The 25278-nt window shown below is 71.3% G+C and carries 21 protein-coding genes and 1 tRNA gene; 7 read left to right on the forward strand and 15 right to left on the reverse strand.

Features of this window, described 5'->3' with window-relative positions; translation table 11 throughout:
* Positions 1–202: 202 nt before the first annotated feature.
* Entirely contained in the window at positions 203–1015 is an 813-nt protein-coding gene (locus ACIRC0_RS02695; RefSeq protein ID WP_403610269.1) for an SAM-dependent methyltransferase, read from the reverse strand.
* 250 nt (positions 1016–1265) lie between these two features.
* On the opposite strand from ACIRC0_RS02695, the gene ACIRC0_RS02700 reads away from it, so the two are divergent.
* From ACIRC0_RS02700 to ACIRC0_RS02710, 3 genes are all read left to right on the forward strand, one after another.
* Positions 1266–2504, forward strand: coding sequence for a PP2C family protein-serine/threonine phosphatase (locus ACIRC0_RS02700; RefSeq protein ID WP_403610272.1), 1239 nt, complete (start codon positions 1266–1268; stop codon positions 2502–2504).
* A 101-nt stretch (positions 2505–2605) separates the two neighbouring features.
* The gene (locus ACIRC0_RS02705) at positions 2606–3565 is read left to right on the forward strand and encodes a LysR family transcriptional regulator (protein ID WP_403610274.1); all 960 of its coding nucleotides are present in this window, start codon (positions 2606–2608) and stop codon (positions 3563–3565) included.
* A 174-nt stretch (positions 3566–3739) separates the two neighbouring features.
* On the forward strand, positions 3740–5713 hold the full coding sequence (locus ACIRC0_RS02710; RefSeq protein ID WP_403610277.1) for a collagenase: 1974 nt from the start codon (positions 3740–3742) through the stop codon (positions 5711–5713).
* 87 nt (positions 5714–5800) lie between these two features.
* On the opposite strand, the gene ACIRC0_RS02715 is transcribed toward ACIRC0_RS02710, so the two are convergent.
* The 10 genes from ACIRC0_RS02715 to ACIRC0_RS02760 all read right to left on the reverse strand — a co-directional run bounded on the left by ACIRC0_RS02715 (position 5801) and on the right by ACIRC0_RS02760 (position 17467).
* Positions 5801–6589: a DUF429 domain-containing protein gene (locus ACIRC0_RS02715; RefSeq protein WP_403612657.1), complete on the reverse strand. Its 789-nt coding sequence runs from the start codon at positions 6587–6589 to the stop codon at positions 5801–5803.
* Between the two features lie 43 nt (positions 6590–6632).
* Positions 6633–7010, reverse strand: a complete 378-nt coding sequence (locus tag ACIRC0_RS02720) for a DUF3566 domain-containing protein (protein ID WP_403610280.1) — start codon at positions 7008–7010, stop codon at positions 6633–6635.
* A 32-nt stretch (positions 7011–7042) separates the two neighbouring features.
* Positions 7043–7585, reverse strand: a complete 543-nt coding sequence (locus ACIRC0_RS02725; RefSeq protein ID WP_403610283.1) for a hypothetical protein — start codon at positions 7583–7585, stop codon at positions 7043–7045.
* Between the two features lie 331 nt (positions 7586–7916).
* A complete protein-coding gene (gene araD, locus ACIRC0_RS02730) occupies positions 7917–8645 on the reverse strand; it encodes an L-ribulose-5-phosphate 4-epimerase AraD (protein WP_403610285.1) in 729 nt (242 codons plus the stop codon).
* Between the two features lie 28 nt (positions 8646–8673).
* Positions 8674–10191, reverse strand: coding sequence for an L-arabinose isomerase (araA, locus tag ACIRC0_RS02735; RefSeq protein ID WP_403610288.1), 1518 nt, complete (start codon positions 10189–10191; stop codon positions 8674–8676).
* A 54-nt stretch (positions 10192–10245) separates the two neighbouring features.
* Positions 10246–11925: a ribulokinase gene (araB, locus tag ACIRC0_RS02740; protein WP_403612660.1), complete on the reverse strand. Its 1680-nt coding sequence runs from the start codon at positions 11923–11925 to the stop codon at positions 10246–10248.
* Between the two features lie 220 nt (positions 11926–12145).
* The gene (locus ACIRC0_RS02745) at positions 12146–13165 is read right to left on the reverse strand and encodes an ABC transporter permease (protein WP_403610290.1); all 1020 of its coding nucleotides are present in this window, start codon (positions 13163–13165) and stop codon (positions 12146–12148) included.
* The gene (locus ACIRC0_RS02750; protein ID WP_403610292.1) at positions 13162–14760 is read right to left on the reverse strand and encodes a sugar ABC transporter ATP-binding protein; all 1599 of its coding nucleotides are present in this window, start codon (positions 14758–14760) and stop codon (positions 13162–13164) included. Before ACIRC0_RS02750 ends, ACIRC0_RS02745 begins: the two co-directional genes overlap by 4 nt.
* 2 nt (positions 14761–14762) lie before the next feature.
* Entirely contained in the window at positions 14763–15890 is a 1128-nt protein-coding gene (locus tag ACIRC0_RS02755) for a substrate-binding domain-containing protein (RefSeq protein ID WP_403610294.1), read from the reverse strand.
* A gap of 545 nt (positions 15891–16435) precedes the next feature.
* Positions 16436–17467, reverse strand: coding sequence for a LacI family DNA-binding transcriptional regulator (locus ACIRC0_RS02760; protein ID WP_403610296.1), 1032 nt, complete (start codon positions 17465–17467; stop codon positions 16436–16438).
* Positions 17468–18149: 682 nt separating this feature from the next.
* Between ACIRC0_RS02760 and ACIRC0_RS02765 the strand changes: the two genes are divergently transcribed.
* On the forward strand, positions 18150–19646 hold the full coding sequence (locus ACIRC0_RS02765) for an arabinofuranosidase catalytic domain-containing protein (RefSeq protein WP_403610299.1): 1497 nt from the start codon (positions 18150–18152) through the stop codon (positions 19644–19646).
* A 242-nt stretch (positions 19647–19888) separates the two neighbouring features.
* Here the strand turns inward: ACIRC0_RS02765 and ACIRC0_RS02770 are convergent.
* Positions 19889–19962: transfer RNA gene (locus tag ACIRC0_RS02770), tRNA-Pro, on the reverse strand.
* A 99-nt stretch (positions 19963–20061) separates the two neighbouring features.
* Here ACIRC0_RS02770 and ACIRC0_RS02775 point away from each other — a divergent pair.
* Both ACIRC0_RS02775 and cobF read left to right on the forward strand, forming a co-directional pair.
* Entirely contained in the window at positions 20062–20586 is a 525-nt protein-coding gene (locus ACIRC0_RS02775; RefSeq protein WP_403610302.1) for a DUF309 domain-containing protein, read from the forward strand.
* 46 nt (positions 20587–20632) lie between these two features.
* Positions 20633–21403: a precorrin-6A synthase (deacetylating) gene (gene cobF / locus ACIRC0_RS02780; RefSeq protein ID WP_403610304.1), complete on the forward strand. Its 771-nt coding sequence runs from the start codon at positions 20633–20635 to the stop codon at positions 21401–21403.
* A 61-nt stretch (positions 21404–21464) separates the two neighbouring features.
* On the opposite strand, the gene ACIRC0_RS02785 is transcribed toward cobF, so the two are convergent.
* Entirely contained in the window at positions 21465–22211 is a 747-nt protein-coding gene (locus tag ACIRC0_RS02785; RefSeq protein ID WP_403610307.1) for a cobalt-precorrin-6A reductase, read from the reverse strand.
* 103 nt (positions 22212–22314) lie between these two features.
* Here ACIRC0_RS02785 and ACIRC0_RS02790 point away from each other — a divergent pair, with 103 nt between their 5' ends.
* Positions 22315–23094: an HAD-IIA family hydrolase gene (locus ACIRC0_RS02790; RefSeq protein WP_403612662.1), complete on the forward strand. Its 780-nt coding sequence runs from the start codon at positions 22315–22317 to the stop codon at positions 23092–23094.
* Position 23095: 1 nt separating this feature from the next.
* Here the strand turns inward: ACIRC0_RS02790 and ACIRC0_RS02795 are convergent, their stop codons facing one another.
* A complete protein-coding gene (locus tag ACIRC0_RS02795; protein ID WP_403610309.1) occupies positions 23096–23869 on the reverse strand; it encodes a sulfite exporter TauE/SafE family protein in 774 nt (257 codons plus the stop codon).
* 107 nt (positions 23870–23976) lie between these two features.
* Positions 23977–25170, reverse strand: coding sequence for a thiolase family protein (locus tag ACIRC0_RS02800; RefSeq protein WP_403610312.1), 1194 nt, complete (start codon positions 25168–25170; stop codon positions 23977–23979).
* Positions 25171–25278 lie beyond the last annotated feature (108 nt).

The raw sequence follows: 25278 nt of genomic DNA on the forward strand, positions 1-25278 counted from the left end.
CCGCAGCGGCATCCCGGAGGCCCGCATGCGGCACAGTCCGCCAGGCGGCAGGGTCCGGCGTGCGCCGAGGTCCGGCACCCGACCATGTGGCGGACGGCCGCCCGGCGCCCGCCGCCCACGGCCGGTTCCCGGTGAGCCATGCCGTGCACGCTAGATCTTCGCGTGCACTCGAAGTCAAGGCGGCGGCCGGGGCGTCGCTCCCTCAGCGGCCCTTGCGGCCCACGCCCGCGTACACCCAGTACTCCCGCGGGTTGTCCGGCACCCGGTCCTCCGGGTCCGGGCGCCACAGCGGTACGTGGACCAGGCCGGGCTCCACCAGGTCGAAGCCGTCGAAGAGGGCGAGGATCTCGTCGCGGGAGCGCGCGGTGACCGGCGACGTCGCCCGGGACCGGTACAGCTTGCCCACGGCGGCGGCCGTGTCCGGCCGGTCCTGGTTCGTGGCATGGCTCATCGCCAGCCAGCTGCCCTCGGGGACGGCGTCCCGGAAGGCGGCCACGAGGCCGGCCGGGTCCTCCTCGGGCGTGATGAAGTGCAGGATCGTGATCATCAGTACGGCGACCGGCTGCTCGAAGTCGATCAGTTTCCGCACCTGCGGCGAGGACAGGATGTCCTGCGGCCTTCGGATGTCGGCGTCGACGATGTCCGCGTGCGGGTTGTCGGCGAGCAGGGAAGCGCTGTGGGCCACGGCCACCGGGTCGTTGTCCACGTAGATCACCCGCGCTCCAGGGCTGGCCTCCTGCGCCACCTCGTGGACGTTGCCCTGGGTGGGAATGCCCGAGCCGAGGTCGATGAACTGCCGCACCCCGGCACCGATCAGGTAGCGCACGGCCCGCCGGAGAAAGGCTCGGTTGGCCCGCGCCAGGGTGCGGACCTGGGGGTCGATGGCGGTGAACGCCGCCAGCGCCTCCCGGTCGATCGCGAAGTTGTGCTGCCCGCCCAGCATGGCGTCGTACATGCGGGCGACGCTCGCCTTGTCGGGATCGACGCCCTGCGGGAGACCCTCGTGACCCGGCACTCCAACTCCCCCCATATCCAATGATCTTGATGTCCCATCATATAGTTGCCAGCGACCACGCGGCGAGGCGATCCCCTGCCGCCGGCCGCACCCGGCCACCGACCGGAAAGGCACGACCCTGCGGAACGAAGCGCGCAGCCACTTCGACGAAGCACCGGCGGCCGCAAGCTCGCCCCGTCGGCTTCCCTTCTCCCCGGCGGCCGACGTCATCGGCTCCGAGCTCGACCTGCACCTGACCGGCAGTCACATCGTGCACGCGCTGACGCCCGGGTTCTGCGACGCGGCATCGGTGTACCTGCTGCAGCGCTGGCTCGTCGAGGAGAACGCCTACGCCGTCGCGGATCCGCCGCAGATCGAGGCCCGCCGGCTCGCGCTGCGCGTGGGAACGGACGCGGCGGAGGACTGGGAGGGCATACTGCCGGTCGGCGAGGTGATCGTCTTCCCACGGGAGACGCCCTACGCACGCGCCCTGGCCACCCGGCGCACGCAGCTGCTCGACGCGGTCGACGCCCACACCACCGAACGCCTCACCGCCTCCGGCGGCGACGCGGCCCGGATCAACCGGCTCCTGCAGACGGTCTCCTTCCTAGTGGTGCCGTTGCATCTGCGCGGCACCGCCGTCGGTTTCATCGTCGGCAGTCGTGGCCCGCGCCGGGCCCGCTTCCGCCTCGACGAGGCCGCGGCCGTCGAGTCGCTGGCCGCGCGGGCCTGCGTGGCCCTGGACAACGCACGCCGGTACGAGCGTGAGCGCCGCACCGCTCTGGCCATCCGGCGGAGCCTGCTCCCGGCCACCGCGCAGGAGTTCGACGGCTGCCGCATCGCCCACGGCTATCTTCCCGCCGGACACGACAACATCATCGGGGGCGACTGGTTCGACGTCTTCTCCCGGCCGGGCGGCCGCATCGGCCTGGTCGTCGGGGACGCCATGGGGCACGGCCCGGAGTCGGCGGTCGCCATGATCCAGCTGCGTACCGCCGTGCGCACTCTGGCGGGCCTCGACATCGCCCCCGCGGAGCTGATGCGCCGGCTCGACGCGCTCGCCTGCGACACCCCCGGTGCCTCCTTCGCCACCTGCATGTACGCCGAGTGGGACGCGCAACGGCGTACCTGCACGTTCGTCGGCGCCGGTCACCCTCCGCCGCTGATCCGGGGCCCGGACGGACGGGCCGCACCGGTCACGCTCACCAGCGCCGGTCTGCCGCTCGGCCTCGGCACGGGCACCTACGAGCCGACCGTGCTGCACGTTCCGGAACCCGCGCTGCTGCTGCTCTACAGCGACGGCCTGGTGGAGTCCCGCCACGTCGACATCGACCAGGGCATCGACGCCCTCGCCGGCCTCCTGGACTCCTGCGCCGCCGCGTCCACGGACTCCACCGGCCCGGGCGCCCTGCAAGCGCTGGGCCGACGGCTGCTGCACGACACACCGGCCACGGACGGCACGGACGACCGGACCGTCCTCCTCGCCGAACTGACGCCCGTGCGGAACTGAACGACTGGGCTCATCACCGTCTTGTGGGCGGGACGGAGCGATGGAACGCTTCCCCTCCGCCGGTACCGTCCGGGGTCGGTGACGCGGAGGGGGGAGGGCCGATGGAGTTGGAGCTTCGGCACCTGCGCGTGCTCTGCGCGATCGCCGACGCGGGGAGCGTGGGCCGGGCCGCGGCGGACTTGGGGTACTCGCAACCGGCCATGAGCACTCAACTCCAGCGCATCGAGCGCCACTTCGGTGAGCCATTGTTCGAGCGTGGGGCATCGGGCGTGCGGCTCACCAGGTACGGCGTGGAGGTCGTGGCCCGGGCGCGGGATGTCCTCGCCCGCGTGGAGGCGATCGGGCGCCGTCCGTGCGGGAGCACCGCCAGAACGCGTCGGGCCCTGCGCGTGGCCGCGACCAACTCCCCGATTCTGCCGGGCATGGTGGTCCGGGTCCGGCGCCGATTGCCGGACGTGTCGCTCACGGTGAGAAGCGTGTACGCGTCGTCCCGGATCGTCGAACTCCTCCAGGAGGGCGTGGTGGAAGCGGCGATCGCCGCGGACTACCCGGGAAGGGAGCTGCGCCATTCGGCCGCGGTGGCACACCGGGGGATCGTCACCGAGCCGACGTTCGTGGCTCTGCCGGCGTGCCACCGGCTCCGACGCCATCCCCAGGTCGCGCTCGCCGACCTTGCGGAGGAGGCATGGTTCGTGACACCCGACGACGGAGCGGGCTGGCCGGGAGTGTTCTACACGGCCTGCGAGGCGGCCGGTTTCTCCCCTGCGGTGGTACACGAATTCCTCGGCGACCAGGCGCAGTTGCAGCACATGATCGCCGACGGCCTCGGGGTGTCCCTGGTGCAGGCGACACTCCTGCCGACGCCGGGCGTGCTGGTCAAACCCCTGACGGGCACACCGCTGTGGTGCCGCTACGTGCTGGCCTGGCGGCGCGACAGGGTTCCCGAGGAGCTGGCCGAGACGTTGTACGTGTCCGCCACCACGGCCTACCAGGACCTCGTGGCTCGCTCCCCGCATCTGAGGACGTGGGCCTCGCGGACGTGGCGTGTGACCGTGACGTAGCTCCGGCGAGCATCCGGCCGGATGCCGTGCCAGGGGTTATGCCCCGTCAGGTGTTATGCCCCGCCGTGCAATGTGCTATGTCACACCCCATTGTGAGGTCCAACGGCCATTGAGAAGGTGCCTCTCACGCCTCATCACCGCTTCCGAGGCGCATCTATCCGTGAAGGAGCCCAGATGCGCTACCGCTTCCCCCTGCCCAGACGCGTGGCCGGCGCCCTCGCCGTCTGTGCCGCCGCCGTCGGCCTCCTGACGACACCGGCGCTCGCCGCCCCACCCCCGGCCCGCGCCGACGCCGTCACCGCATCCCGGACCACGACACCTCCCGTGCCTCCGACCGGCCCGGACTTCGGCGCCTCGGACCGGGCCGCACAGGGCCGACGGGTCGCTCCGGACCGGCTCCCGCCCCTACGGGCGGAGTCGCCCGCGCATCGACCGTCCGCCGCCACCGGCCCGAAGGCCGCGTCCGGAGCGAGGCCCTGCGCCACCTCCGACTTCGGCGGCCGGAGCGGGTCCGCACTCGCGGCCTTCGTCGCCGCCTCGACCGTGGAATGCGTCAACAGCCTGTTCGCCGCCACCGGTACCGACGCGCACGCGATCTTCCGTGAGCCGCAGATGGTCACCGTCGCCCACGCCCTCACGCACGCGGCGCGGCGATACGGCGGCGACAACTCGGCCGGCATATGGCAACTCGTTCTGTTCCTGCGTGCCGGTTATTACGTGCAGTTCAACAACCCGTCCGACGTCGGCCCCTACGGCACGGCCCTGACCACGGCCACGGCCCGGGGCCTGGACGCCTTCTTCGCCCGCCCGCATGCGCGGGACGTCACCTCCGCGAACGGCGACATCCTGGGCGACGTCATCGTCCTCACCGACAGTGCCGACCTTCAGGCGCGTTACCTGGACGTCTACCGCCGGGTGCTGAAGGGATACAACAGCTCCCACGACGCCGTCCCCGCCATGGTGGCAGCCGTCAACGACGTCTACACGCCCCTCTGGCGCGGAAACTGGAACACCGCCTACATCGACGCGGTCACGGCCGACCCACGCATCCTCGACACGCTCCACGCGTTCGCGCTCGACCACCGGAACCTGCTGCGGACCGACCGCGCCTACCTGGATTCCAACGCGGGCATGATCCTGGCCCGCCACATCGGGCATCCCGGCCTCCGGGCCACGGTCCGCCCGCTGGTCAAGGGCCTTTTGAAGGCATCGCGGATCACCGGGCCCACAGCCGGGCTGTGGGTCGCGGTCGCGACCCAGGTGGACTCCTACGACAAGGCCCACTGCGCGTACTACGGCGTCTGCGACCTCGCCGGCAGGCTGGCGAAGGCGGCGCTGCCCATCACCCACACCTGCGACGCGACCCACACCATCCGGGCGCAGGCACTGACCGCCGCGGACCTCGACGCGACGTGCGCGAGCCTGGCCGGCCAGGACCCGTACTTCCACGCCCTCGTCAAGGACGAGGGACCGATACCCGGCCAGTACGAATCGGCCGTCCAGCTCGCCGTGTTCGCCGACCGCGCCGACTACCGGACCTACGCCGGGGCGATCTTCGGCGTCAGCACGGACAACGGCGGCATCACCCTGGTGGGGGATCCGGCCGACCCCCGCAACCAGCCTCTGTCGATCATGTACCAAAAGGGGTACGACGACGGCTTCACGGCCCGGATCTGGAACCTCAACCACGAGTACACGCACTACCTGGACGCCCGCGACGACATGAAGGGCGACTTCTCCCAGCAGACGGCGGTGCCGGACGTCTGGTGGATCGAGGGCCTGGCCGAATACGTCTCCTACGGCTACCGCGGCATGACCGACGACCAGGCGGTCGCCGAGGCGGGCAGGCACACCTACACACTGAGCACGCTGTTCCAGAACACCTATGCCAACAGCGACGTGACCCGCACCTACCCGTGGGGCTACCTCGCGGTCCGCTACATGTTCGAGAAGCACCCGGAGGACATCCAGCGGATGCTCGCCCGCTTCCGGGTCGGAGACTACCCGGGCGGCCACGCCGTGTACGACGGCATCGGCGCCCGCTACGACGCCGACTTCGACACCTGGCTCACCGCGTGCGCCGCGGGCGCCTGTGCCGTCCCGGGCACGGCCGGCCTCCGGCACGGCGACATGCCTCCGCGGCGGTAGTCCGCCCGACAGGCCGACCGGCCGCACGGCAGCCGGTCGGCCTCCTCGATTCGATCGGGCGGAAGACCGGACGGCGCCACCGCCGGTTCAGCGGTGGAGTGCGGCGAGGTCCGTCCCCGGCAGGTGGATCCAGCCCTCCCGTGCCGCTGCGGCGCGCTCGTCCGCGGTACGCGGCCCCACGGTGTCCCCGACCAGGACGGCGCGGGCGACCAGGGCGCAGACCAGGGCGTCGAGGTGGTCGTGGCTGTCGGCGCACCGCTCCCGGACGGCCCCGGGCAGGGGAGTTCCCAACCCGGCCTCGACCGAGCCGATGATGTGCTCGCGGACGGCCCGCGCCTCGGGCACCGCTCTCTTGTAACTGCCGGCGGGGCGGATCCCCCAGCGCCGCAGCGCGGCAGCCGGGTAGACCTCGGCGACCGGTCCGGAGCCGTCCCGGGGCACCTCCACCCCCGTCGCCGCGAGGGCGTCCAGCAGCCGCGCGGCCCGCAGCGCCACGACACCCAGCAGATCGGTGGACACCGACAGCGGGGGCCGCATGGCGGTCGCCTTCCAGGTGATGTCGTCGGTCAGCCGGAACCGCAGCGGGTCCAGCCCCGGCCTTCCGTCCGCGTGTTCCCCGTACCCGGCGGGAGGCGGCAGCCGTTCACCCCGGTGATGCGCCTCGAGCAGCGCCACGAAGCTCGACGGCCAGCCGAGAGGGCAGTCCAGGCCGGTCTTGTCGGCCGACCGGATCAGGCCCAGCAGGCCGTCGTCCCCCTCGGGCTCGAGGAACTCAGCCGTCACCCCCGGCCCGCCGCCCCACGTCATCCGGCACACGGCGGTGCGCCGGGCGCTCGCGGCGAGATCGACACCGACCGTCACCGCCTGTCGTCGCATCACGCCCGGAATGCTCCCGCAGCACGCCGGCCGGGTCCAACCGCTACTCGTCCTCGGTCACCGTCAGCTCGACGCCGCCCACGAGGCCGGCCGACATGTTGTAGAGGAAGGCGGCAAGAGTCGCCAGTGCCGTGGTCAGGGCGACCTCGAGCACCGCGACGACGGCGGTGAGGGCGAGCGCCCAGCCCAGCGACCGCCAGGCCACCGCACCGACCACGCTCAGCAGCACCCACAGCAGGGTGATGGTCACGATCGAGCAGACCCCCAGAGTGAGCGATATCAGGAAGCTGGTCGTCGTGACCGACCAGGGATCGGCCCCCGACAGCCGCAGTCGTGCGCGAGGCCCGCGCGGCGCGGGGCGGCCCCCGTCCCGCCGCCCGCCGGAGCCTGGGCCGTCCGCTGCGCCGGGGGTCGCGCTCATGGAGTCCTCCTCCTCACACCTCAGGAAGCCGCTCAGACGGCCCCCGACACGCCCCGCTCGGCCGTCGTGGCGATGTGGTGCCGCGTGATTCGGCCGACCTCGTGCCAGAAGGGTTTGGCGGTCAGGTACGTGCCGAGCGCGGACAGAAAGCCGATGGAGGCGTCGACGCTGATCCGGCCCTGCTTGGCCCAGTAGACGTCCTGCAGGTCCAGCAGCAGGGCGAACTCGTCGAGGATCAGTGCGGTCCCGCACCCGTAGGCGGCCGCGACGGCGGGATGCCCGATGGCCCGCTCGTCACCGCGTACGGCGATCAGGCCCACGCCGGCGAGGGTGGCGATGCCGAAGTTGTAGTGGTGCAGGTGCTCGCCGCCCGCGGAGATGTTCCCCCAGGGCAGCCATCCGCCCCGGATGCCGTGCGTGATGACCCGCACCGTGCCGAAGGTCACTCCGAAGGAGATCCAGGTCACCAGCAACGACCGCTGGAGCGGCGTGAGATGCCGCTCCGCCGCCTGACGCCACCGCCGCACGAGCAGCGAGCCCTGCGGACGGCTGTGCCGCTCGGTGACAGATCCCATGACCGACCGACCTCCCACGCCGAACGGGCACCCGCTGTGCGATGCCGACGCTATGTGCGGGAGTGTGCCCCTGCATCCCGAACTGCCGCCGCGACCAGCCCTTCCACGCCGGCGGCAGCGCGGGAAGACCTTGCGGACAGGGCCGATACGGCGGGGCGGGGGCGGGCGGTGCCACAGAGGCTGTTCGGGTGACGACGCACGGACCGGCAGCAGTACCCGTCCGGTGGCGGCATGGGGGTGCGTTCAGTACGAGCTGTGAGGACCTCCGAGAGCAGGCGAGCCGGGCTGTACGCCGGGTACAGCCCGACCAGGCCGCTGCGACGTGCGCCGGTCATCCGGACGCCGTTGTCATGTCCGGATTGCCGTAGTAGGCGTCGGGACCGTGCTTGCGGGTGTAGTGGCGATCGAGCAGGTGGCTGGGCGGAGGGGCGGTGGGGGCGAGGCTGAGGGTGTGTATGGCGATGTCGGCGACCGCCTCGCAGATGATCGCGTGTTCCAGGGACTTGCGGGCGGTGGCGCCCCAGGCGAAGGGACCGTGGTTGGCGACCAGGGCGGCAGGCACCTCGACGGCCTTCTGGTCGTCCTCCTGGAGCATGTCCACGATGACACGGCCGGTGTTGTACTCGTAGTCCTTCGCGCATTCCTCCGGCGTGAGGTCGCGTGTGACGGGGATGGGGCCGTTGAACGTGTCCGCGTGGGTGGTACCGAGGACGGGTATGTCGCGGCGGGCCTGGGCGAAGGCGACCGCGTAGGTGGAGTGGGTGTGGGTGACACCTCCGATGGAGGGGAACGCCAGGTACAGGCAGCGGTGGGTCTCGGTGTCGGTGGAGGGGCGCAGGTCGCCGTCGACGACCGCGCCGTCGGACAGGCGTACCGTCACCAGGTGGTCGATGGTGAGGTCCTCGTAGGGGACTCCGGAGGGCTTGATGACGAACACGCCCGCCTCCCGGTCGACTCCGCTGACGTTGCCCCAGGTCAGGGTCGCCAGGCCGACCTGGGGGATGGCGAGGTTCGCCTCCAGGACCTCCTGCCGCAAGGCGTCGCGCACAGCTACGGTCATCGCTCGTCTCCTTCGGTGCGGTCGTAGGTCACAGGGCCTGGGCGAGCCGGTGGTAGGCGGCGTTCCAGCGGATTTCCTTGGCGAGTTGGTCCACGGTGGTGTCCGCGCCGATGGTGAGCAGTTCGACGCCGGTCATGGCGGCGAAGTCGGTCAGTGTCTCCGTTTCGACGGCGGAGCTGAGCACGGTGTGGTGCGGGGCGCCGGCGAGCAGCCAGCTCTCGGCGGACTCGGCCAGTGAGGGGCGCGGCTTCCACACGGCCCGGGCCACGGGGAGGTGAGGCAGGGGCTCGCTGGGGCCGACGACGTCGACCTCGTTCGCGGTCAGCCGGAAGCGGTCACCGAGGTCGGCCAGTCCGACGACGAGGGCCGGGCCGGGGGCGGCGTCGAAGACGAGGCGGACGGGGTCCTCGCGGCCGCCGATGGACAGCGGGTGGATCTCGCAGCGGGGGCGGTCGGCGGCCACCGACGGGCAGACCTCCAGCATGTGCGCACCGAGGATGCGGGGTGTGCCGGGGCCGAGGTGGTAGGTGTAGTCCTCCATGAAGGTGGTGCCGCCGGACTGCCCCTGTCCCATGACCTTCATCACGCGCAGCAGCGCGGAGGTCTTCCAGTCGCCCTCGCCGCCGAAGCCGTAGCCGTCCGCCATCAGGCGCTGCACGGCCAGGCCGGGGAGCTGGCGCAGCCCGCCGAGGTCCTCGAAGTTGGTGGTGAACGCGGTGAAGCCGCCCTCGGTGAGGAAGGCGCGCAGTCCGAGTTCCTGGCGCGCGGCGTACAGCAGCGAGTCGTGGCGGATGCCGCCCGGGCGCAGGGCCGGGACGACGTTGTAGGACTCGACGTACTCGTCGGCGAGTTCGGCGGCCGCCTTGTCCTCGACGGCGTCGACGACGGCGACGAGGTCGTTGACCGCGTAGGTGTTCACGGAGAACCCGAACCGCATCTGCGCCTCGACCTTGTCGCCCTCGGTCACGGCCACGTCCCGCATGTTGTCGCCGAAACGCGCCAGGCGCAGGGTGCGTGCCGCGTGGCGGCCGGCCGCGGCCCGGGCCCAGGCGGCGACCCGGCGGATCACGCGCGGGTCGGTGGCGTGTCCGGCGACGATCTTGCGTTCGATGCCGAGCCGGGCCTCGATGTGCGCGAACTCCCGGTCGCCGTGGGCGGCCTGGTTGAGGTTCATGAAGTCCATGTCGATGCTCGACCAGGGCAGCGACAGGTTGTACTGGGTGTGCAGGTGCAGCACCGGCAGGTCCAGCGCGCTCAGCCCGCCGATCCACATCTTGGCCGGGGAGAAGGTGTGCATCCACACGATCACGCCCACGCAGTCGGCGGAGGTGGTTGCCTCCTGGCACAGTCGGCGGATCGCCTCCGCGTCGGTGAGGACGGGCTTCCACACGATCCGCAGCGGGATCGGGTCGGCCGAGTCGAGTCTTTCGGCGATCTTCCGGGACTGATAGGCGACCTGGAGCAGCACGTCCTCGCCGTACAGGCCCTGACTACCGGTCAGAAACCAGATCTCCTGGCCGGCGGACGGCTTTTCGGGTGCGGTCATGACGGGATTCCTTTCGGGTGGAGCGCGAGGTGCGGGCGGAGGTCGTGGGGCGGCTCAGGCGGACGCCTCGGCGCGGATGCGGCGCAGGCGGTGCATGACGTCGTTGGTGCCGCGGCCGAAGTAGTCGTGCAGGAGCCGGTACTCCTCGTACAAGCGGTCGTAGGCGGCGGCGCGGTCCGGGTCCGGCTGGTACACGCCCCGGTCGGCCTTGCCCATGGAACGGGCGGCGGCCTGGATGTCGGGGTACGCCCCGGCCGCCACTGCCGCGTGCATCGCCGCGCCGAGAGCGGGCCCCTGTGCGGAGCCGATGACGCCGAGGGGACGGCGGGTGACGTCCGCGTAGATCTGCATCAGCAACGCGTTCTTCGTCAGACCGCCCGCGATGATCAGCTCGTCGACCGGCACCCCGGACGACTCGAAGGCCTCGATGATGGTCCGGGTGCCGAACGCGGTGGCCTCCAGCAGCGCCCGGTAGACGTCCTCCGGCCGGGTCGACAGTGTCAGCCCCACGACCACACCGCTCAGTTCGTGATCGACCAGCACCGAGCGGTTGCCGCTGTGCCAGTCCAGCGCGATCAGACCGTGTTCACCCACCCGCTGTCCGGCCGCGAGCGCCGTCAGATGTTCGTGCGCGTTACGGCCCAGAGCGGCGGCCTCTTCGGCGTACTCGGCGGGCAGGCCGGTGCGCACGAACCAGCCGAAGATGTCACCGACGCCGCTCTGCCCGGCCTCGTAGCCCCACAGGCCGGGCAGGATGCCGCCGTCGACGACACCGCACATGCCCGGCACCATGCCGTGCTGGTCGGAGCTCATCACGTGGCAGGTGGACGTGCCCATGATGGCCACCATCTGCCCCGGCTCCACCGCGCCGGCGGCGGGCGCCGTGACATGGGCGTCGACGTTGCCCACGCACACCGCGATGCCCTCCGGCAGACCCGTCCACGCCGCGGCCCCGGCCGTCAGCTGCCCGGCCTTCGCTCCCAACGCGCCGATCGGGTGCTCCAGTTTCTCCGTCACGAAGTCGGCGAAGCCGGGGTTGAGTGCGTCCAGATAGGCGCGGGACGGGTAGGCGCCGTCCTGGTACTGGCCCTTGTAACCGGCGGTGCAGGCGTTGCGGACGTACGTCCCGCACAGCTGCCAGACGATCCAGTCCGCCGCCTCCAGCCACCGCTCGGTGCGGCGGTAGATCTCCGGGTCCTCCTCCAGCACCTGCAGCGCCTTGGCGAACTCCCACTCCGAGGAGATCTTCCCGCCGTACCGCTCCAGCCACGGCTCCTTGCGCTCGGCGGCCAGCGCCGTGATCCGGTCGGCCTGGGCCTGGGCGGCGTGGTGCTTCCACAGCTTGACGTAGGCGTGCGGACGGCCGGTGTACTCGGGCAGCTCGCACAGCGGCGTGCCGTCCGCGAGTACCGGCAGCACCGTGCACGCGGTGAAGTCCGTGCCGATGCCGATGACCTGCTCCGGCAGCGCACCGGCGGCTGCGAGCGCCGCCGGCACCGCGTGGCGCAGCACGTCGACGTAGTCCGACGGCACCTGCAGGGCCCAGTCGGGAGGCAGCCGGGTACCGTCCGGCAGCTCCCGGTCGAGGACCGCGTGCCGGTACTCGTGCTCGGCCGTCCCCAACTCCGCGCCGTCGCGCACCCGGACCACCACGGCCCGTCCGGACAGCGTCCCGAAGTCGACTCCTATGACGCAGGGTTCCAGGTTCCCCGCCGTCTCGTCTCCGGCGTTCATCATCAGCCTCCCTCACACAGAGGTATTCGATATATCGATCACTGTTCGATCTCCTGAAGACGCCGAGGCGGCACCTGCGCCCGGATCGGCGGAGTCGACCGACGTGCTGAGCGGGTCCGTCGAAGTCCGCGGCGGCACCAGCACCCAGATGGGACGCGGGGAACCGCGCGAGCAGCCACGGACGGCCCGCGGTCTTCGAACTGCGCTTCCGGCGGAGCGCTCAGCCCCGGCTCCTGCCGAAGTAGCGTGCGCGCACCCGGTCGAGCAGGATGGCGACGCCGAGGACCGCTCCCTGCACCACCTGCTGGTCGTACGGGCTGACCTTGAGTGCGAGCAGGCCGTTGGTGATGAACTCCAGCAGGATGGCGCCGGCCGCGATGCCGGCGATACGGCCCTCGCCGCCGGAGAGCGACATGCCGCCCACCACCGCGGCGGCGATGGCGGTCAGTTCCCATCCGGCGCCGACGGAGGGGTCGGCCACGTTCATGCGGCCGATCACCAGGATGCCGACCACACCGGCAAGTACGGCGCTGGCGACGTAGGTGGAGGTGATCCGCCGGGCGGTCGGGATGCCGGCGAGCCGGGCGGCTTCCTTGTTGCCGCCGACCGCGTAGATCTGGCGTCCCACGTAGGTGCGCTCCAGCACGAACCAGGCGATGACGGCCGCTCCGACGAAGAACAGCGCGGGGACCGGGATTTCACCGATGTAGTACTGGCTCAGGTTGCTGAACAGCGGGTCGAGGTTGTTGATGGGCGAGCCGCTGGTGATGGCGAGCGCCATGCCCTGCGCGACGGTGTAGGTGACCAGGGTGATCACGAAGGGCGGCACGTTCAGGCGGGTGACCATGATGCCGTGCCAGAGACCGACGCCGGCGGTGATCACCAGAGTGAGCAGGATCGCGAGGGGCGCGGGCATGCCCTGGTCGACGTTCATCCAGGCGGCCAGGATGCCGGCCAGGCCGGCCAGCGCGCCCACCGAGAGGTCGATGCCGCCGGTCAGGATGACCAGCGACTCGCCGATCGCCAGGATGCCGACCTGCGCGAGGTCGCGACCCATGACCTGGAGGTTGCCCACCGCGGTGTAGGTCTCCGCATTCGCCGCGATCCCGGCGAACACCAGCACGCAGGCGATGATGACACCCGCCTCCGGGGAGGCGGCGAGCTTGCGGGCGAGGCTCGATACGGCCGGGCGGGACCGCGGCGCGACCTCGTCGGGTGCGAGCGTGCTCTGCGCGCTCATGCTGTGGCTCCGTTCGTCAGTTGTTCCTGGTCGGGCTGGCCCTGCTCGGGTGGTGCTTCCTGGATGAGGGCGGAGGTGCCGGCCGCGGCCGTCATGATCCGCTCCTTGGTGGCGTCGGCCCGGTCGATGACCGTGACCACCCGTCCGTGGTTCATCACCGCGATGCGGTGGCAGATCCACAGCAGTTCCTCCAGTTCGGAGGAGGCGACCACCACCGCCATGCCCTGCTCGGCCGCCCGGTCGATCAGCTTGTAGATCTCCGCCTTCGCGCCCACGTCCACACCGCGGGTCGGCTCGTCGAGCAGCAGCAGACGCGGTTCGGCGGCGAAGGCGCGGCCGAAGATGGCGCGCTGCTGGTTGCCGCCGGACAGCGAGCCGATCGGCTGCTCCACCGACTGCATCCGCACGTTGACGTTCTCGGTGATCCTCCGCGCCTCGGCGCGTTCCCGGCCCGGCCCGAGCAGGCCCCGGGTGCTGATCCGCTTGAGCACCGAGACGACGACGTTCGCCCGGATCGACGCGAACAGCACCAGCGACTGCTCCTTGCGGTCCTCGGGGATCAGCGCGATCCCCGCCGACACACCGTCACCCGCGTCCCGCGGCTGATGGGGCTCGCCGCCCAGCAGCATCCGGCCGCCCGTCGAGGGCTGCGCGCCCGCGATCGTGTGGACCAGACGGCTGCGGCCGGAGCCCATCAGCCCGGCCACACCCAGGATCTCGCCCTTGCGCACCTCCAGGTCGACGGGGCCGAGGCCGTCCGCGGTCAGGCCCTCGACCTGCAGCAGGACCGGGCTCGTCGCCGGCGGCGCCTTGGGCTCGCCCTGCGCGACCTCGCCGCCGACCATCTCCCGGATCAGCCGCTCCTCGGTGGCCTCCGTCGGTTCGAGGTCGGCGACCAGCCTGCCGTTGCGCAGCACCAGAATGCGGTCGCTGATCTCCCGCACCTCGTCGAGCCGGTGCCCGATGAACAGCACGGTGCCGCCGCGTTCGGCCAGTTGCCGGGCCAGGCCCAGCACCATCTCGGCCTCGACCGGACCCAGTGAGGAGGTCGGCTCGTCCAGGATCAGCAGCTTGGGCTCACGGCCCCAGGCCTTGGCGATCTCGATCATCTGCCGGGTCGGCACCGGAAGGGTGCGCACCTCCCGGCCCACCGCGATCGTCTCGGCGGACAGCCCGATCTCAGCCAGCATCGCCTCGGCCTCGGCCCGCTGCGCGGCACGGTCCACCAGGAACCGCCGCTTCGACTTCCGCGGACGGCGGCCCAGCAGCAGGTTCTCCGCCACCGAGAGCTGTCCGACCAGGGGGAACTCCTGGGAGACCATGGCGATACCGAGTTGTCCCGCTGCCTCGGTGGACCCCGCGGCGAGGGGTTCGCCGCCGATCAGGATCTCGCCGCCGTCCCGGTGGACGGACCCGGCCAGCGTGCCCATCAGCGTGGACTTTCCGGCGCCGTTCTCGCCGACCACGCCGATCACCTGACCGGCGTACAGGTCGAGCTCCGGCAGGTCGAGGACGCGCACCGGTCCGTAGGACTTGTGCACTCCCCGCAGCCGCGCGGTGATCGCGCGGCCCGGGGCGTTCGTCGTGACCGTCATGCTCAGCCGATCCCGAGCTGGGACTCGAGGGACTGGTAGGCGCTCAGGTCGGACTTGGTGACCAGGCCCACACCGGAGCTCAGGGTCGAACCGTCCTTCTCCAGGTACGGCTTGACGATCGCCATCGTCTTGTCCTTGCCCAGCACCTTCTCCGCGGCCAGCAGGTACGCCCCGGTGTAGCCCTGCTGGTACGGCATCTGCACCACGGTGCCGGAGATGACGCCGGACTGGATGAACTTGAGGGTCTGGGCATCGGAGTCGTCCGACACGATGTGCACCGAAGAGGTCTTGCCGGCCGAGGTCACCGCCTGGGCCAGCGCGGGGCCGTCGTAGGAGTAGACGCCGTACAGGCCGTTCACATCGGGGTTGTTGGCCAGGATGGTCTCGGCGTCGGAGGTCGCGGTGCTGGCCTGGAGGTTGTCGTTGACCTTCTGGGCGACCGTGATCTGGGTGCCCTTGAGCGCGTCCTCGAAGCCCTGGATGCGCTGGGTGGCGTTCGACGCGGTGAGCGAGCCGACCAGGATGGCCACCTTGCCCTTGCCGCCCAGTACCTGCTTCATCGCGGTGCCGGCCTGGTATCCGGCGGTGTAGTTCGGGGTGCCCAGGTAGAGGGAGGCGGCGTCGGTGCCCGGCAGCGGCGAGTCGATCGCCAGGACGTCGATGCCCTTCTGGACGTCGGTGTGGATGGTCCCCGCGGCCGAGGTCGGGTCGATCGCCGAGATCGAGTAGCCGGTGACGCCCTGCGAGCGAAGGGTCTCCAGCTCCGAGTTCTGTTCGGTCAACTTGCCGTTGGGCGGGGCGAAGTAGGTGCACTTGCTCTTCGCGAGGCCGAGGTCGGAGCAACCCTTGAGGAAGCCGACCTGACCGGCCTTCCAGTAGTCGGCGGCCACGTTCACGACCATCGCGATGTCGACCTTGGACAGGTCCTTGCCGGCCAGCGCGGACTTCAGCGCCGCGTCGAGCTTGGCGAGGTTGCTCTGGTTGAAGGTGACCGAACCGGCCAGCGTGACCGGGGCCGCGCTGGAGCCCGCCGAACTGGAGCCCGCCGAGCTGGAGGTGTCGGAACCGGTGGCGCTCTTGGAGCAGCCGGCGGCGGCGAGCGAGATGAGCACCGCGGTCGCGGCAGCCACAGCGCGGGATCGTCTCGTACGGATCATCGTTGATCAGCGCCCTTCTAGGCGTGTCGGGGTGGGAGAGCCCACGGCCGGGAGCGGACGGTGGGCAGACGGGATGACTGGATGGAGGACGCCTCCGCGGCCCGTCGAGGCATGCCGGTTCCTTGGAGGCGGGGGGGGATGCGTGGTGGTCCGCAGCAGAGCGGTACGTGGCGGAGGTGAGGTTGTCGCCGAGTGGGGGCCCGCCGTGGTGAACGCGGCGGCGGGCGGACGGCGATGCGCGAATGCCCGACGGTGAGTCAGGACTTGGGGGCCGATCGCTCCGAGCAGTGGCCTGGGTGAACCGGTCGCGACCGGTGGGCGTCGCCGCAGATCGTTCGCGACCGGTGGGCGTCGCCGCGGGTCGTTTGCGGCCGGTGGGCTTCGCGGCGGATCGTTCGCGGCCGGCACGTCACTTGCAGCGGCCCCTGGCCATCGGGGCGTGGATGACGTGGTGTGTGGTCACAGCCGGATCGCCGGCGGTCACACTAACTGGTAGCAGTCCATTGGGGACTTCCCTTTCACTGTCGGGGGCGGGTCGCCGACGTCCGCACCACAAGGCTGGGCGGGATGACGATGTGTGGTGTCTCGTCGGCTGCGGGGACCCCCGCTTCGGGGTCGCCGACGATCTCGACCAACGCGCGCAGGGCACGTCGGCCGAGTTCGTCGAAATCCTGGCGGACGCTGGTCAGCGACGGGCCGAAGTACTCGGTCTCCGGCATGTCGTCGAAACCGACGACGCTGATGTCCTCGGGCACCCTGCGCCCGGCCTGTTGCAGGGCCCGCAGCAGACCGAGGGCCATGTGGTCGTTGGCGCAGAACACCGCGGTGACATCCGGGTCGGCGGCGATCCGTTGACCGAGCTCGTATCCGGTGCGGGCCGTCCAGTCGGCGCCGGCCAGCGGTTCGGTCACCGGAGCACCCCGCTTCTCCAGGGCGCTCCGCCAACCGGCCTCGCGCTCCTGCGCGTCGAGCCAGGAACGCGGCCCGACCAGGTGGTGCACCGTGCGATGACCGAGGTCGAGCAAGTAGTTGGTGGCGAGTTCGGCACCCGCCTCGTTGTCCACGGCGACCGAGGCCAGCGTGGTGTGGGTGCCACAGCCGACCGCGACCAGGGGTACGTCCGGCGGCACGTTCGCCAGTGCGCCGACCGCGGCGGTCTGCGGCGCGATCACGATGATTCCCTCGACGCCCTGGGCGCGAAGCCGGTCGACGGCGTCCAGCACCGAACGCCGATCGAGCGTGCCGACCGCGGCCACGGTGACGAAGTACTCGTGCTGTCTGGCCGCCTGCTCGATGCCGTAGAGCATGCAAGCCGGCCCGTACAGCGTGGTGTTGAAGCTGATCACACCCAGGGTGCGGGTGCGGCGCGTCGCCAGGGTGCGGGCGGCGGCGTTGGGGCGGTAACCGAGTTCACGGACGGCGGCGAGCACCCGCTCCCGGGTGGCGGGTCGCACATTCGGGTGGTCGTTGAGGACCCGCGAGACGGTCTGGTGCGAGACACCCGCGATCCGGGCCACGTCCGCCATCACCGGTGCACGATCCCCGTCCATGCCTCCACCTCCTCACGTGTCATGAATGTTTCCGATCGGGTGCTTCTCCGGTGGGAGCCAGCTCGCCGTGGGGGAATTGTTAGCGCACACAATTCGGCGGGGTCAAGGCACCCCAACTGCTCGCATTCGGAATTGTCCGACACCGTTGTCAGGAGCTCTATGACCCATCTGACCTGCGGGTTCAAATGCCGCAGCAGCTCCGCTGGGCACATGTCCGCACGCCGAAGCGAACCAACTCCACAGCTTCTGTTTCCACACTCTTGACTGTTCAACAGTGTTGACCGCCTGTTCATCCGAGCGTAAAAAGACGGAGTCGCGAGACCGGTCGATCACCCCCCGACTGCGCGAGAACGGCACATCTACAACCCTCAGCTTCAGGCCGGTCTGCCATCTGACCTGCTGCATCACGCCGGCCCGTGGCTCTCGAACAGAGCGGCACGTACTCCGGCCGTATCCCCCTGCCCCCATCCCCATAGAGGCCGGATGAGTGACGGCCTCCGACAGTCTCGATTGTTAGCGCCCACAATCCCCTGCTGGGCGGGTGGCGAGGCCGCGTTCAGCGCCGACGCCGTGTCCCCGGCGGCAGTCCCGGATGCGCACATCGCCGCATACCGGAGTCCCCCTTGCTCCCTGCGCACCTGGCACCGGGCCAGAGAAGAACGCAAGACGGAAGAGGTTCACAGTGATAGTCAGACACCTGAGCGGTCTCCGGCTGAGGGTGATGGGCGCGGTTCTCGCACTCGTCGCCGGCATCCTGGGCGGGGTCATCGCCACCACGGGCACGGCCCAGGCCGCCTCGTCCCTCCCGTGTGACATCTACGCCTCGGCGGGGACGCCCTGTGTCGCCGCGCACAGCACCACGCGGGCGCTGTACGCCTCGTACAGCGGCAGGCTCTACCAGGTCAAGCGCCTCTCCGACAACACGATGACGAACATCAACACGCTCAGCGCCGGCGGCTACGCCAACGCAGCGGCCCAGGACTCCTTCTGCGCCGGAACCGAGTGCATCATCACCCAGATCTTCGACCAGAGCGGCAAGGGCAACAACCTCACCATCGAGGGCCCGGGCGGCAACGGCGGGCAGGACGTCGGCGCCATCGCCAACGCCCTGCCCGTCACCGCCGGCGGCAACAAGGTCTACGGCGTCTCCGTCCAGGCCGGCGTCGGCTACCGCAACAACAGCACCAACGGCGTCCCCACCGGCAGCCAGCCGCAGGGCGCCTACATGGTCACCAGCGGCCACCACGTCGACGGCAACTGCTGCTTCGACTACGGCAACGCCGAGACGAGCAGCACCGACACCGGCAACGGCCACATGGACGCCATCAACTTCGGCACCGAGTGCTGGTTCTCGCCCTGCTCCGGCTCCGGCCCGTGGGTCATGGCGGACCTGGAGAACGGCCTGTTCGCCGGCGGCAACGGCACCAACAGCAACAACACCGGCAACTCCAGCACGTTCGTCACGGCGCTGGAGAAGAACAACGGCAGCAGCACCTACGCCATCAAGGACGGCAACGCCCAGTCCGGAACCCTCAAGACCGACTACAGCGGCAGCCTGCCGACCACCGCCGGCTACATGCCGATGCACAAGGAGGGCGCCATCGTCCTCGGCACCGGTGGCGACGACAGCAACTGGTCCGACGGCTCGTTCTTCGAGGGCGTCATGACCGCGGGCTACCCGACCGACGCGGCCGACAACGCGGTGCAGGCCAACATCGTCTCCGTCGGCTACACCCAGGCCGCCCAGACCTTCCCGGTCACCGGCACCGCCTACCGGCTCACCAACACCAACAGCGGCAAGGTGCTGGACGCCGTGAACTGCGGCACCGCCAACGGCACCTCGATCGACATCTGGTCCTCGCTCGGCAACACCTGCCAGCAGTGGAAGTTCGCCAGCGCCGGCAACGGCCACTACACCATCACCAACGTCAACAGCGGCACGGTCCTTGACGACAAGAACTGCGGCATCAACAACGGCACCGCGGTGCAACTCTGGTCGTCACTGGGCAACACCTGCCAGGAGTGGGACGTCACCCCGGCCGGCAGCCACTACACGATCACCAACGTCAACAGCGGCATGACGCTCGACGTGGCGAACTGCGGCACGAGCAACGGCACGGCCGTCCGCCAGTGGGCGCAGCTGGACAACGGCTGCCAGCAGTGGGACATCGCGCCCTGACCGAACCGACCGCGCCGCCGATGGCCCGCCGCCCCTCCCCACAGGCGGGCCATCGGCCCGTCCGACGGCACCGCGCGGGGGCGGCAGGTCCAGAGCCCCGGCGGCAGGCCCAGCGGCGGACGAGTGGGGCCGCACGCCCGGACAGCTCACCCGCGACGATCAGCCCCAGCACCTCAGACAACACGACGAAACCCCCGAACCCGCAGGTTCGAGGGTTTCCGATGTCCTGAGACATCGAACTGTCGGGACGACAGGATTTGAACCTGCGACCCCTTGACCCCCAGTCAAGTGCGCTACCAAGCTGCGCCACGTCCCGGTGCGGCTCCCGCGGTGTCCCGCGTGATCACGCGGACAGAACTTTACCCCACGACGGGCCCTGCCCCGAAAGGGGCCGGCGAGGCGGGACAATCGGGGTATGAGCGACGCATCGGGAGTTCGGGCGGGCCGGGGACGCGACCGGGACGCGGAGGGGCGGGCCCGCAACGCGCGGCCGCGGGACGGTCTGGGACGGCCGCTGCCGTACGGGGCCAAGGGCGTGGCACGCCAGCCGGAGGGCGTCGTGCGCACCCCGGAGGAGACCGTCGCCGAGGCGCAGGCGCTGCTGGACGCGGGAAGGCCCTTCCACGCGCACGAGGTCTTCGAGGACGCCTGGAAGTCGGGGCCCGAGGAGGAGCGGGCCCTGTGGCGCGGGCTCGCGCAGCTGGCGGTGGGTCTCACGCACGCGGCCCGGGGCAATGTGACCGGGGGCGCCCGGCTGCTGCGGCGCGGCGCCGGAGCCGTCGAGGCGTGGGCGTCCGGGGCGGGACGGGACCGGCCGTACGGGCTGGAGGTGACCGGGCTGGTCGGCTGGGCCCGGGAATTGGCAGCCCTGGTGGAGCGGGACGCGGCGACCGTCGACGCGCGGGCGTGGGCGCCCCGGCTGCGTGGGGCGCGGTCGTAGGGGGCGTGCCGCGAGGGCTGTCGGTGGCGTACGGCAGACTCGGGGCGTGCGAAAGATTCATGTCATCGGCATCGGGGCGGGCGACCCCGACCAGCTGACCCTGCAGGCGGTGAAGGCGCTGAAGAGCACGGATGTGTTCTTCCTCCTCGACAAGGGCGAGGTGAAGTCCGACCTGGTGCAGCTGCGCCGCGACATCCTCGACGCACACCTGCCCCAGGGGTCGTACCGCCTGGTCGAGGCGCGCGATCCCCAGCGGGACCGGGCCGCGGGCGGCGCCGCCTACTCTCCCGCGGTCGGCGACTGGCGCTCGGCGCGCGCCGGGATCTACGAGCGGCTCATCGCCGAGGAGCTGGGCGAGGACGAGAGCGGCGCGTTCCTGGTGTGGGGCGACCCCGCGCTGTACGACAGCACCCTCGGGATCCTCCAGGAGGTCCTCGAGCGGGGCACGGTGACGTTCTCGTACGAGGTCGTGCCGGGCGTCAGCAGCGTCTCGGCGCTGGTCGCGAAGCATCGCACGGGACTGAACCGGGTCGCCGGGCCGGTGCAGATCACGACCGGCCGCCGCCTCGCCGAGGGCTTCCCGGAGGGGGTCGACGACGTGGTGGTGATGCTGGACGCGCACCAGGCGTTCCGGAGGTACGCGGACCAGGACATCGACATCTACTGGGGCGCGTACATCGGTACGCCGGACGAGATACTCGTCTCCGGCCCCCTCGCTCAGACGGCCGAGCGCATCGAGCGGCTGCGCGCCGAGGCGCGGGAGCGCAAGGGCTGGATCATGGACACGTATCTGCTGCGCAGGCGTCCCCGGGAGTAGCGGGGGCGGGTGGGCTGTGGACGGCGCGGAGGCCCGGGTGCCGACCGTGCCCGCGTCCTCGTCAGGGCCCCCTGAGCCCCAGCCGGGCCAGCACGCCCGCCACGTCCGGCACGGCCGTCACGCCCTGCGGCAGCGGGGGGCGGCGTACGACGACGACCGGCAGGCCGAGTTCCCGGGCGGCCGTGAGCTTCGCGGCGGTCGCCTCTCCCCCGCTGTCCTTGGTCACGAGCACGTCGATGCGGTGCTCGCGCAGCAGCGCCCTCTCGCCCTCGACCGTGAATGGTCCGCGCGCCAGCAGTATCCGCGTGTCCGGTGGCATGGGCGGCTCGGGCGGGTCCACCGACCGCAGGAGGAAGTGCAGGTCGGTCAGGTGCGCGAAGGCGGCGAGGCCCCCTCGGCCGGTGGTGAGGAAGACGCGCCGGCCGAGCCGCGGCAGACGGTCCGCCGCGTCGGTGAGCGAGGCCGCCTCGTGCCAGCGGTCGCCGGGGCCGGCGCTCCAGCCGGGTCTGCGGAGCACCACGGCGGGGACGCCGGTGGCCGCGGCGGCGTCTGCCGTGTTGGCCGTGATGCCCACGGCGAACGGGTGCGTGGCGTCGACCACGGCGTCCACGCTGTGCTCACGCAGCCAGGCGGCCAGCCCCTCCGCGCCGCCGAAGCCCCCGACGCGTACCTCGCCGTCGACGGTCCCCGGCCGGGACACCCGTCCGGCCAGGGACGTGGTCACGCGGACGCCGGGACGGGGCGCCAGCGCCGCGGCGAGTTCGCGTGCCTCGGTGGTGCCGCCGAGGATCAGGACGTGCGGGGACATGACGACGAGGGTACGGCTGCCTCGGACCACGTTGTGCGGGAAGCTTCCCGCATGCCGTACGGCCTTCCGGCACCGTGCTCGTTATCGTCCTGGCATGCCCGACATCGACGCAGTGCGTGCCGTCCTCATCGACATCGACGGCGTCCTCACCGTCTCGTGGCAGCCGCTGCCGGGCACGGTCGACGCGCTGCGGGAGATCCGTGGATCCGGATACGCGGTCGCCCTCGTCACCAACACGACGTCCCGCACCCGTGCCTCGATCGCCGAGACCCTGTCCGCGGCCGGCTTCCCCGTGGCCGCCGAGGACATCCTCACCGCGCCCGCCGTCACCGCCGCGTACCTCGCCGAGCACTGCCCGGGTGCGCGGTGCTCGCTGCTCACCAGCGGTGACATCCGGGAGGACCTGGCGGACGTCTTTCTCGTCGACGACGAGGACACCGTCCCCGACGTGGTGGTCCTCGGTGGCGCCGGTCCCGAGTTCGACTACGCGGCGCTCAACCGGGCCTTCGGCCACCTTCAGCAGGGCGCGCGGCTGGTCGCCATGCACCGCAACCTGTACTGGCGCACCGACCGGGGGCTGCAGCTGGACTCGGGGGCGTTCCTGCTCGGCTTGGAGAAGGCCGCGCACACGGAGGCCGAGGTCACCGGCAAGCCGTCGCCCGCCTTCTTCGAGGCCGCGCTGACCCGCCTCGGGGTGGATGCCGGCCAGGCGCTCATGGTGGGCGACGACATCGAGTCCGATGTGCTCGCGGCCCAGCGCGCCGGGCTCACCGGAGTCCTCGTGAAGACGGGCAAGTACCTGCCACAGACCCACCGGGACGCCGGCGGCGAGCCCCACCACGTCCTGGACTCCTTCGCGGACCTTCCCGCGCTGCTCCGATAGCTCAGCGCAGCAGGAGCTGGAGGGCGCCCACCACGGTCGCCGCGATCACCAGTTGCTCGAACAGGCGCTGGTTGATCCGGTTCACCGCCCACCTGCCGATGGCGGCCCCCGGCAGCACGAACACCGCGAGCGCCGCGTCCAGTAGCAGGGAGCGGCCGTCGATCAGGCCGAGCCCGGCGCTGAAGGGCACCTTGGAGACGTTGACGATCAGGAAGAAGAAGGCCGAGGTGCCGAGGAAGCCCAGTTTGCGGAAGCCCGCGGAGAGCAGGTACATCGACATCACGGGGCCGCCGGCGTTCGCGACCATCGTGGTGAAGCCGCCGAGGACGCCGTAGGAGCGGGCCTTCATCCGGCCGGCGCGTGTGGTCACCGCGTCGGGTTCGTCGTCCCGGTCGGCGTGCCGGCGGCGCCACACGGTGACCGCCGCCATCAGCAGCAGGATCGCGCCGATCGAGGTCCGCACGACCGCGTCGTCGGCCCACACCAGGAACAGCGTGCCGACGACGACGCCCGCGGCGACCGCCGGGAACAGGCGCCACAGGGTGGGCCAGTGGGCGTGGCGGCGGTAGGTGAGGACGGCGAGGACGTCGCCGACGATCAGGATCGGCAGCAGGACGCCGGTCGAGGCCCGGGCGGGCAGGACGGCGGCGAAGATGGCGAGGCTGACCGTGTTGGCGCCGCTCACGGCGGTCTTGGAGAAGCCGACGAGCAGCGCGGCGGCGGCCAGCGCGGCGAACCCCCACGGCGATATGTCCCAGAGCGTCATCGTGTTCATGCGGGGACCGATGCTATGCCCACGCATCTGGCCGCGTCAGGGGCGTCTCGCCAGATGGGCCCCAGGTGAGACGGCCCCTGAACAACCCTGCGCCGCCCCCGCTTCTCCTACATCCGCGGACGCTCGACGAGCACCGTGCTGCCCTGCCCCACGCCCACACACATCGTCGCGAGCCCTCGGGCGGCGCCGGTGCGGCGCATGCGGTGCAGGAGGGTGGTCAGGATGCGGGCGCCCGAGCAGCCGAGCGGGTGGCCGAGGGCGATGGCGCCGCCGGTCGGGTTGACCAGCTCCGGGTCGAGGCCGAGCCGGTCGGCGCAGGCGAGGGCCTGGGCGGCGAACGCCTCGTTGAGCTCGGCCTCCTCGATGTCGCCGATCCTCCAGCCCACCCGTGCCAGGGCCTTCTCGGTGGCGGGGACGGGGCCGATGCCCATGACGTCCGGGTGCACGCCGGCCGAGGCCCCGGCCACGTACCGGCCGAGGGAGTCGAGGCCCAGCTCGTCGAGGACCTCCTCGCTGACCAGGAGGAGGCCGGCGGCGCCGTCGTTCATGGGCGAGGCGTTGCCCGCGGTGACGGTGCCGCCCTGGCGGAACACCGGCTTCAGGCGGGCGAGTTTCTCGTACGAGGTGTCCTCGCGGACGCCTTCGTCGGCGGTGACGACGACGCCGTCGGGTCGGGTCACGGGCAGGAGTTCGGCGTCGAAGAGCCCGTTCTTGCGGGCCTCGGCCGCCCGCCGGTGGCTGCGCAGCGCGAAGTGGTCCTGGCGGTCGCGCGGGACGCCGTACCGCTCGGCGACCTCCTCGGCGGTCTCCCCCATGGAGAGCAGGCCGTGCAGGTCCTTCATCGCCGGGTTGACCAGCCGCCAGCCGAGGCGGGTGTCGGCGGTCTCCATGCGCTGCGGCAGGGCCTCGTCGGGGCGGGGCAGCACGAAGGGGGCGCGGCTCATGGACTCCGAGCCGCCCGCGAGCACGATGTCGGCCTCGCCCGCGGCGATGGCGCGGGCGGCCGTCGTCACCGCCTCCAGGCCGGAGGCGCACAGCCGGTTGACCGTGGCTCCCGGGACGGACTCGGGCAGACCGGCGAGGAGGGCGGCCATGCGGGCGACGTTGCGGTTGTCCTCGCCGGCCTGGTTGGCGGCGCCCCAGTAGACGTCGTCGATGCGGGCCGGGTCGAGCGCGGGCACGTCCGCGACCAGGCCGCGGATCACGGTGGCCGCGAGGTCGTCGGGGCGCACGGTGGACAGTGCGCCGCGCAGTCTGCCGATGGGGGTGCGGCGGGCTGCCGCGAAGTGGACGGTACGCACGTACGGAACTCCTGACCGGCCTCGGCGATGGAGCGGAGTTAATTAGCACCGCTAGTTTTGAACTATAGACCGCCGGGCGGTCGCCGGGAAGCTCACCGCTGCCGCGGG

The organism is Streptomyces sp. NPDC093984, assembly GCF_044764595.1.
Taxonomy (GTDB): Bacteria; Actinomycetota; Actinomycetes; order Streptomycetales; family Streptomycetaceae; genus Streptomyces; species Streptomyces cynarae.

Bases quoted from the DNA above. Each gene is read 5' to 3' on its own strand.
- ACIRC0_RS02760 (WP_403610296.1), bottom strand. From the start codon at position 17,467: ATGGACGGGGATCGTGCACCGGTGATGGCGGACGTGGCCCGGATCGCG.
- araA (WP_403610288.1), bottom strand. From the start codon at position 10,191: ATGACCGCACCCGAAAAGCCGTCCGCCGGCCAGGAGATCTGGTTTCTG.
- araB (WP_403612660.1), bottom strand. From the start codon at position 11,925: ATGAACGCCGGAGACGAGACGGCGGGGAACCTGGAACCCTGCGTCATA.
- ACIRC0_RS02795 (WP_403610309.1), bottom strand. From the start codon at position 23,869: ATGAACACGATGACGCTCTGGGACATATCGCCGTGGGGGTTCGCCGCG.
- ACIRC0_RS02785 (WP_403610307.1), bottom strand. From the start codon at position 22,211: ATGTCCCCGCACGTCCTGATCCTCGGCGGCACCACCGAGGCACGCGAA.
- ACIRC0_RS02715 (WP_403612657.1), bottom strand. From the start codon at position 6,589: ATGCGACGACAGGCGGTGACGGTCGGTGTCGATCTCGCCGCGAGCGCC.
- ACIRC0_RS02725 (WP_403610283.1), bottom strand. From the start codon at position 7,585: ATGGGATCTGTCACCGAGCGGCACAGCCGTCCGCAGGGCTCGCTGCTC.
- ACIRC0_RS02720 (WP_403610280.1), bottom strand. From the start codon at position 7,010: ATGAGCGCGACCCCCGGCGCAGCGGACGGCCCAGGCTCCGGCGGGCGG.
- ACIRC0_RS02750 (WP_403610292.1), bottom strand. From the start codon at position 14,760: ATGACGGTCACGACGAACGCCCCGGGCCGCGCGATCACCGCGCGGCTG.
- ACIRC0_RS02745 (WP_403610290.1), bottom strand. From the start codon at position 13,165: ATGAGCGCGCAGAGCACGCTCGCACCCGACGAGGTCGCGCCGCGGTCC.
- ACIRC0_RS02710 (WP_403610277.1), top strand. From the start codon at position 3,740: ATGCGCTACCGCTTCCCCCTGCCCAGACGCGTGGCCGGCGCCCTCGCC.
- ACIRC0_RS02705 (WP_403610274.1), top strand. From the start codon at position 2,606: ATGGAGTTGGAGCTTCGGCACCTGCGCGTGCTCTGCGCGATCGCCGAC.
- ACIRC0_RS02775 (WP_403610302.1), top strand. From the start codon at position 20,062: ATGAGCGACGCATCGGGAGTTCGGGCGGGCCGGGGACGCGACCGGGAC.
- araD (WP_403610285.1), bottom strand. From the start codon at position 8,645: ATGACCGTAGCTGTGCGCGACGCCTTGCGGCAGGAGGTCCTGGAGGCG.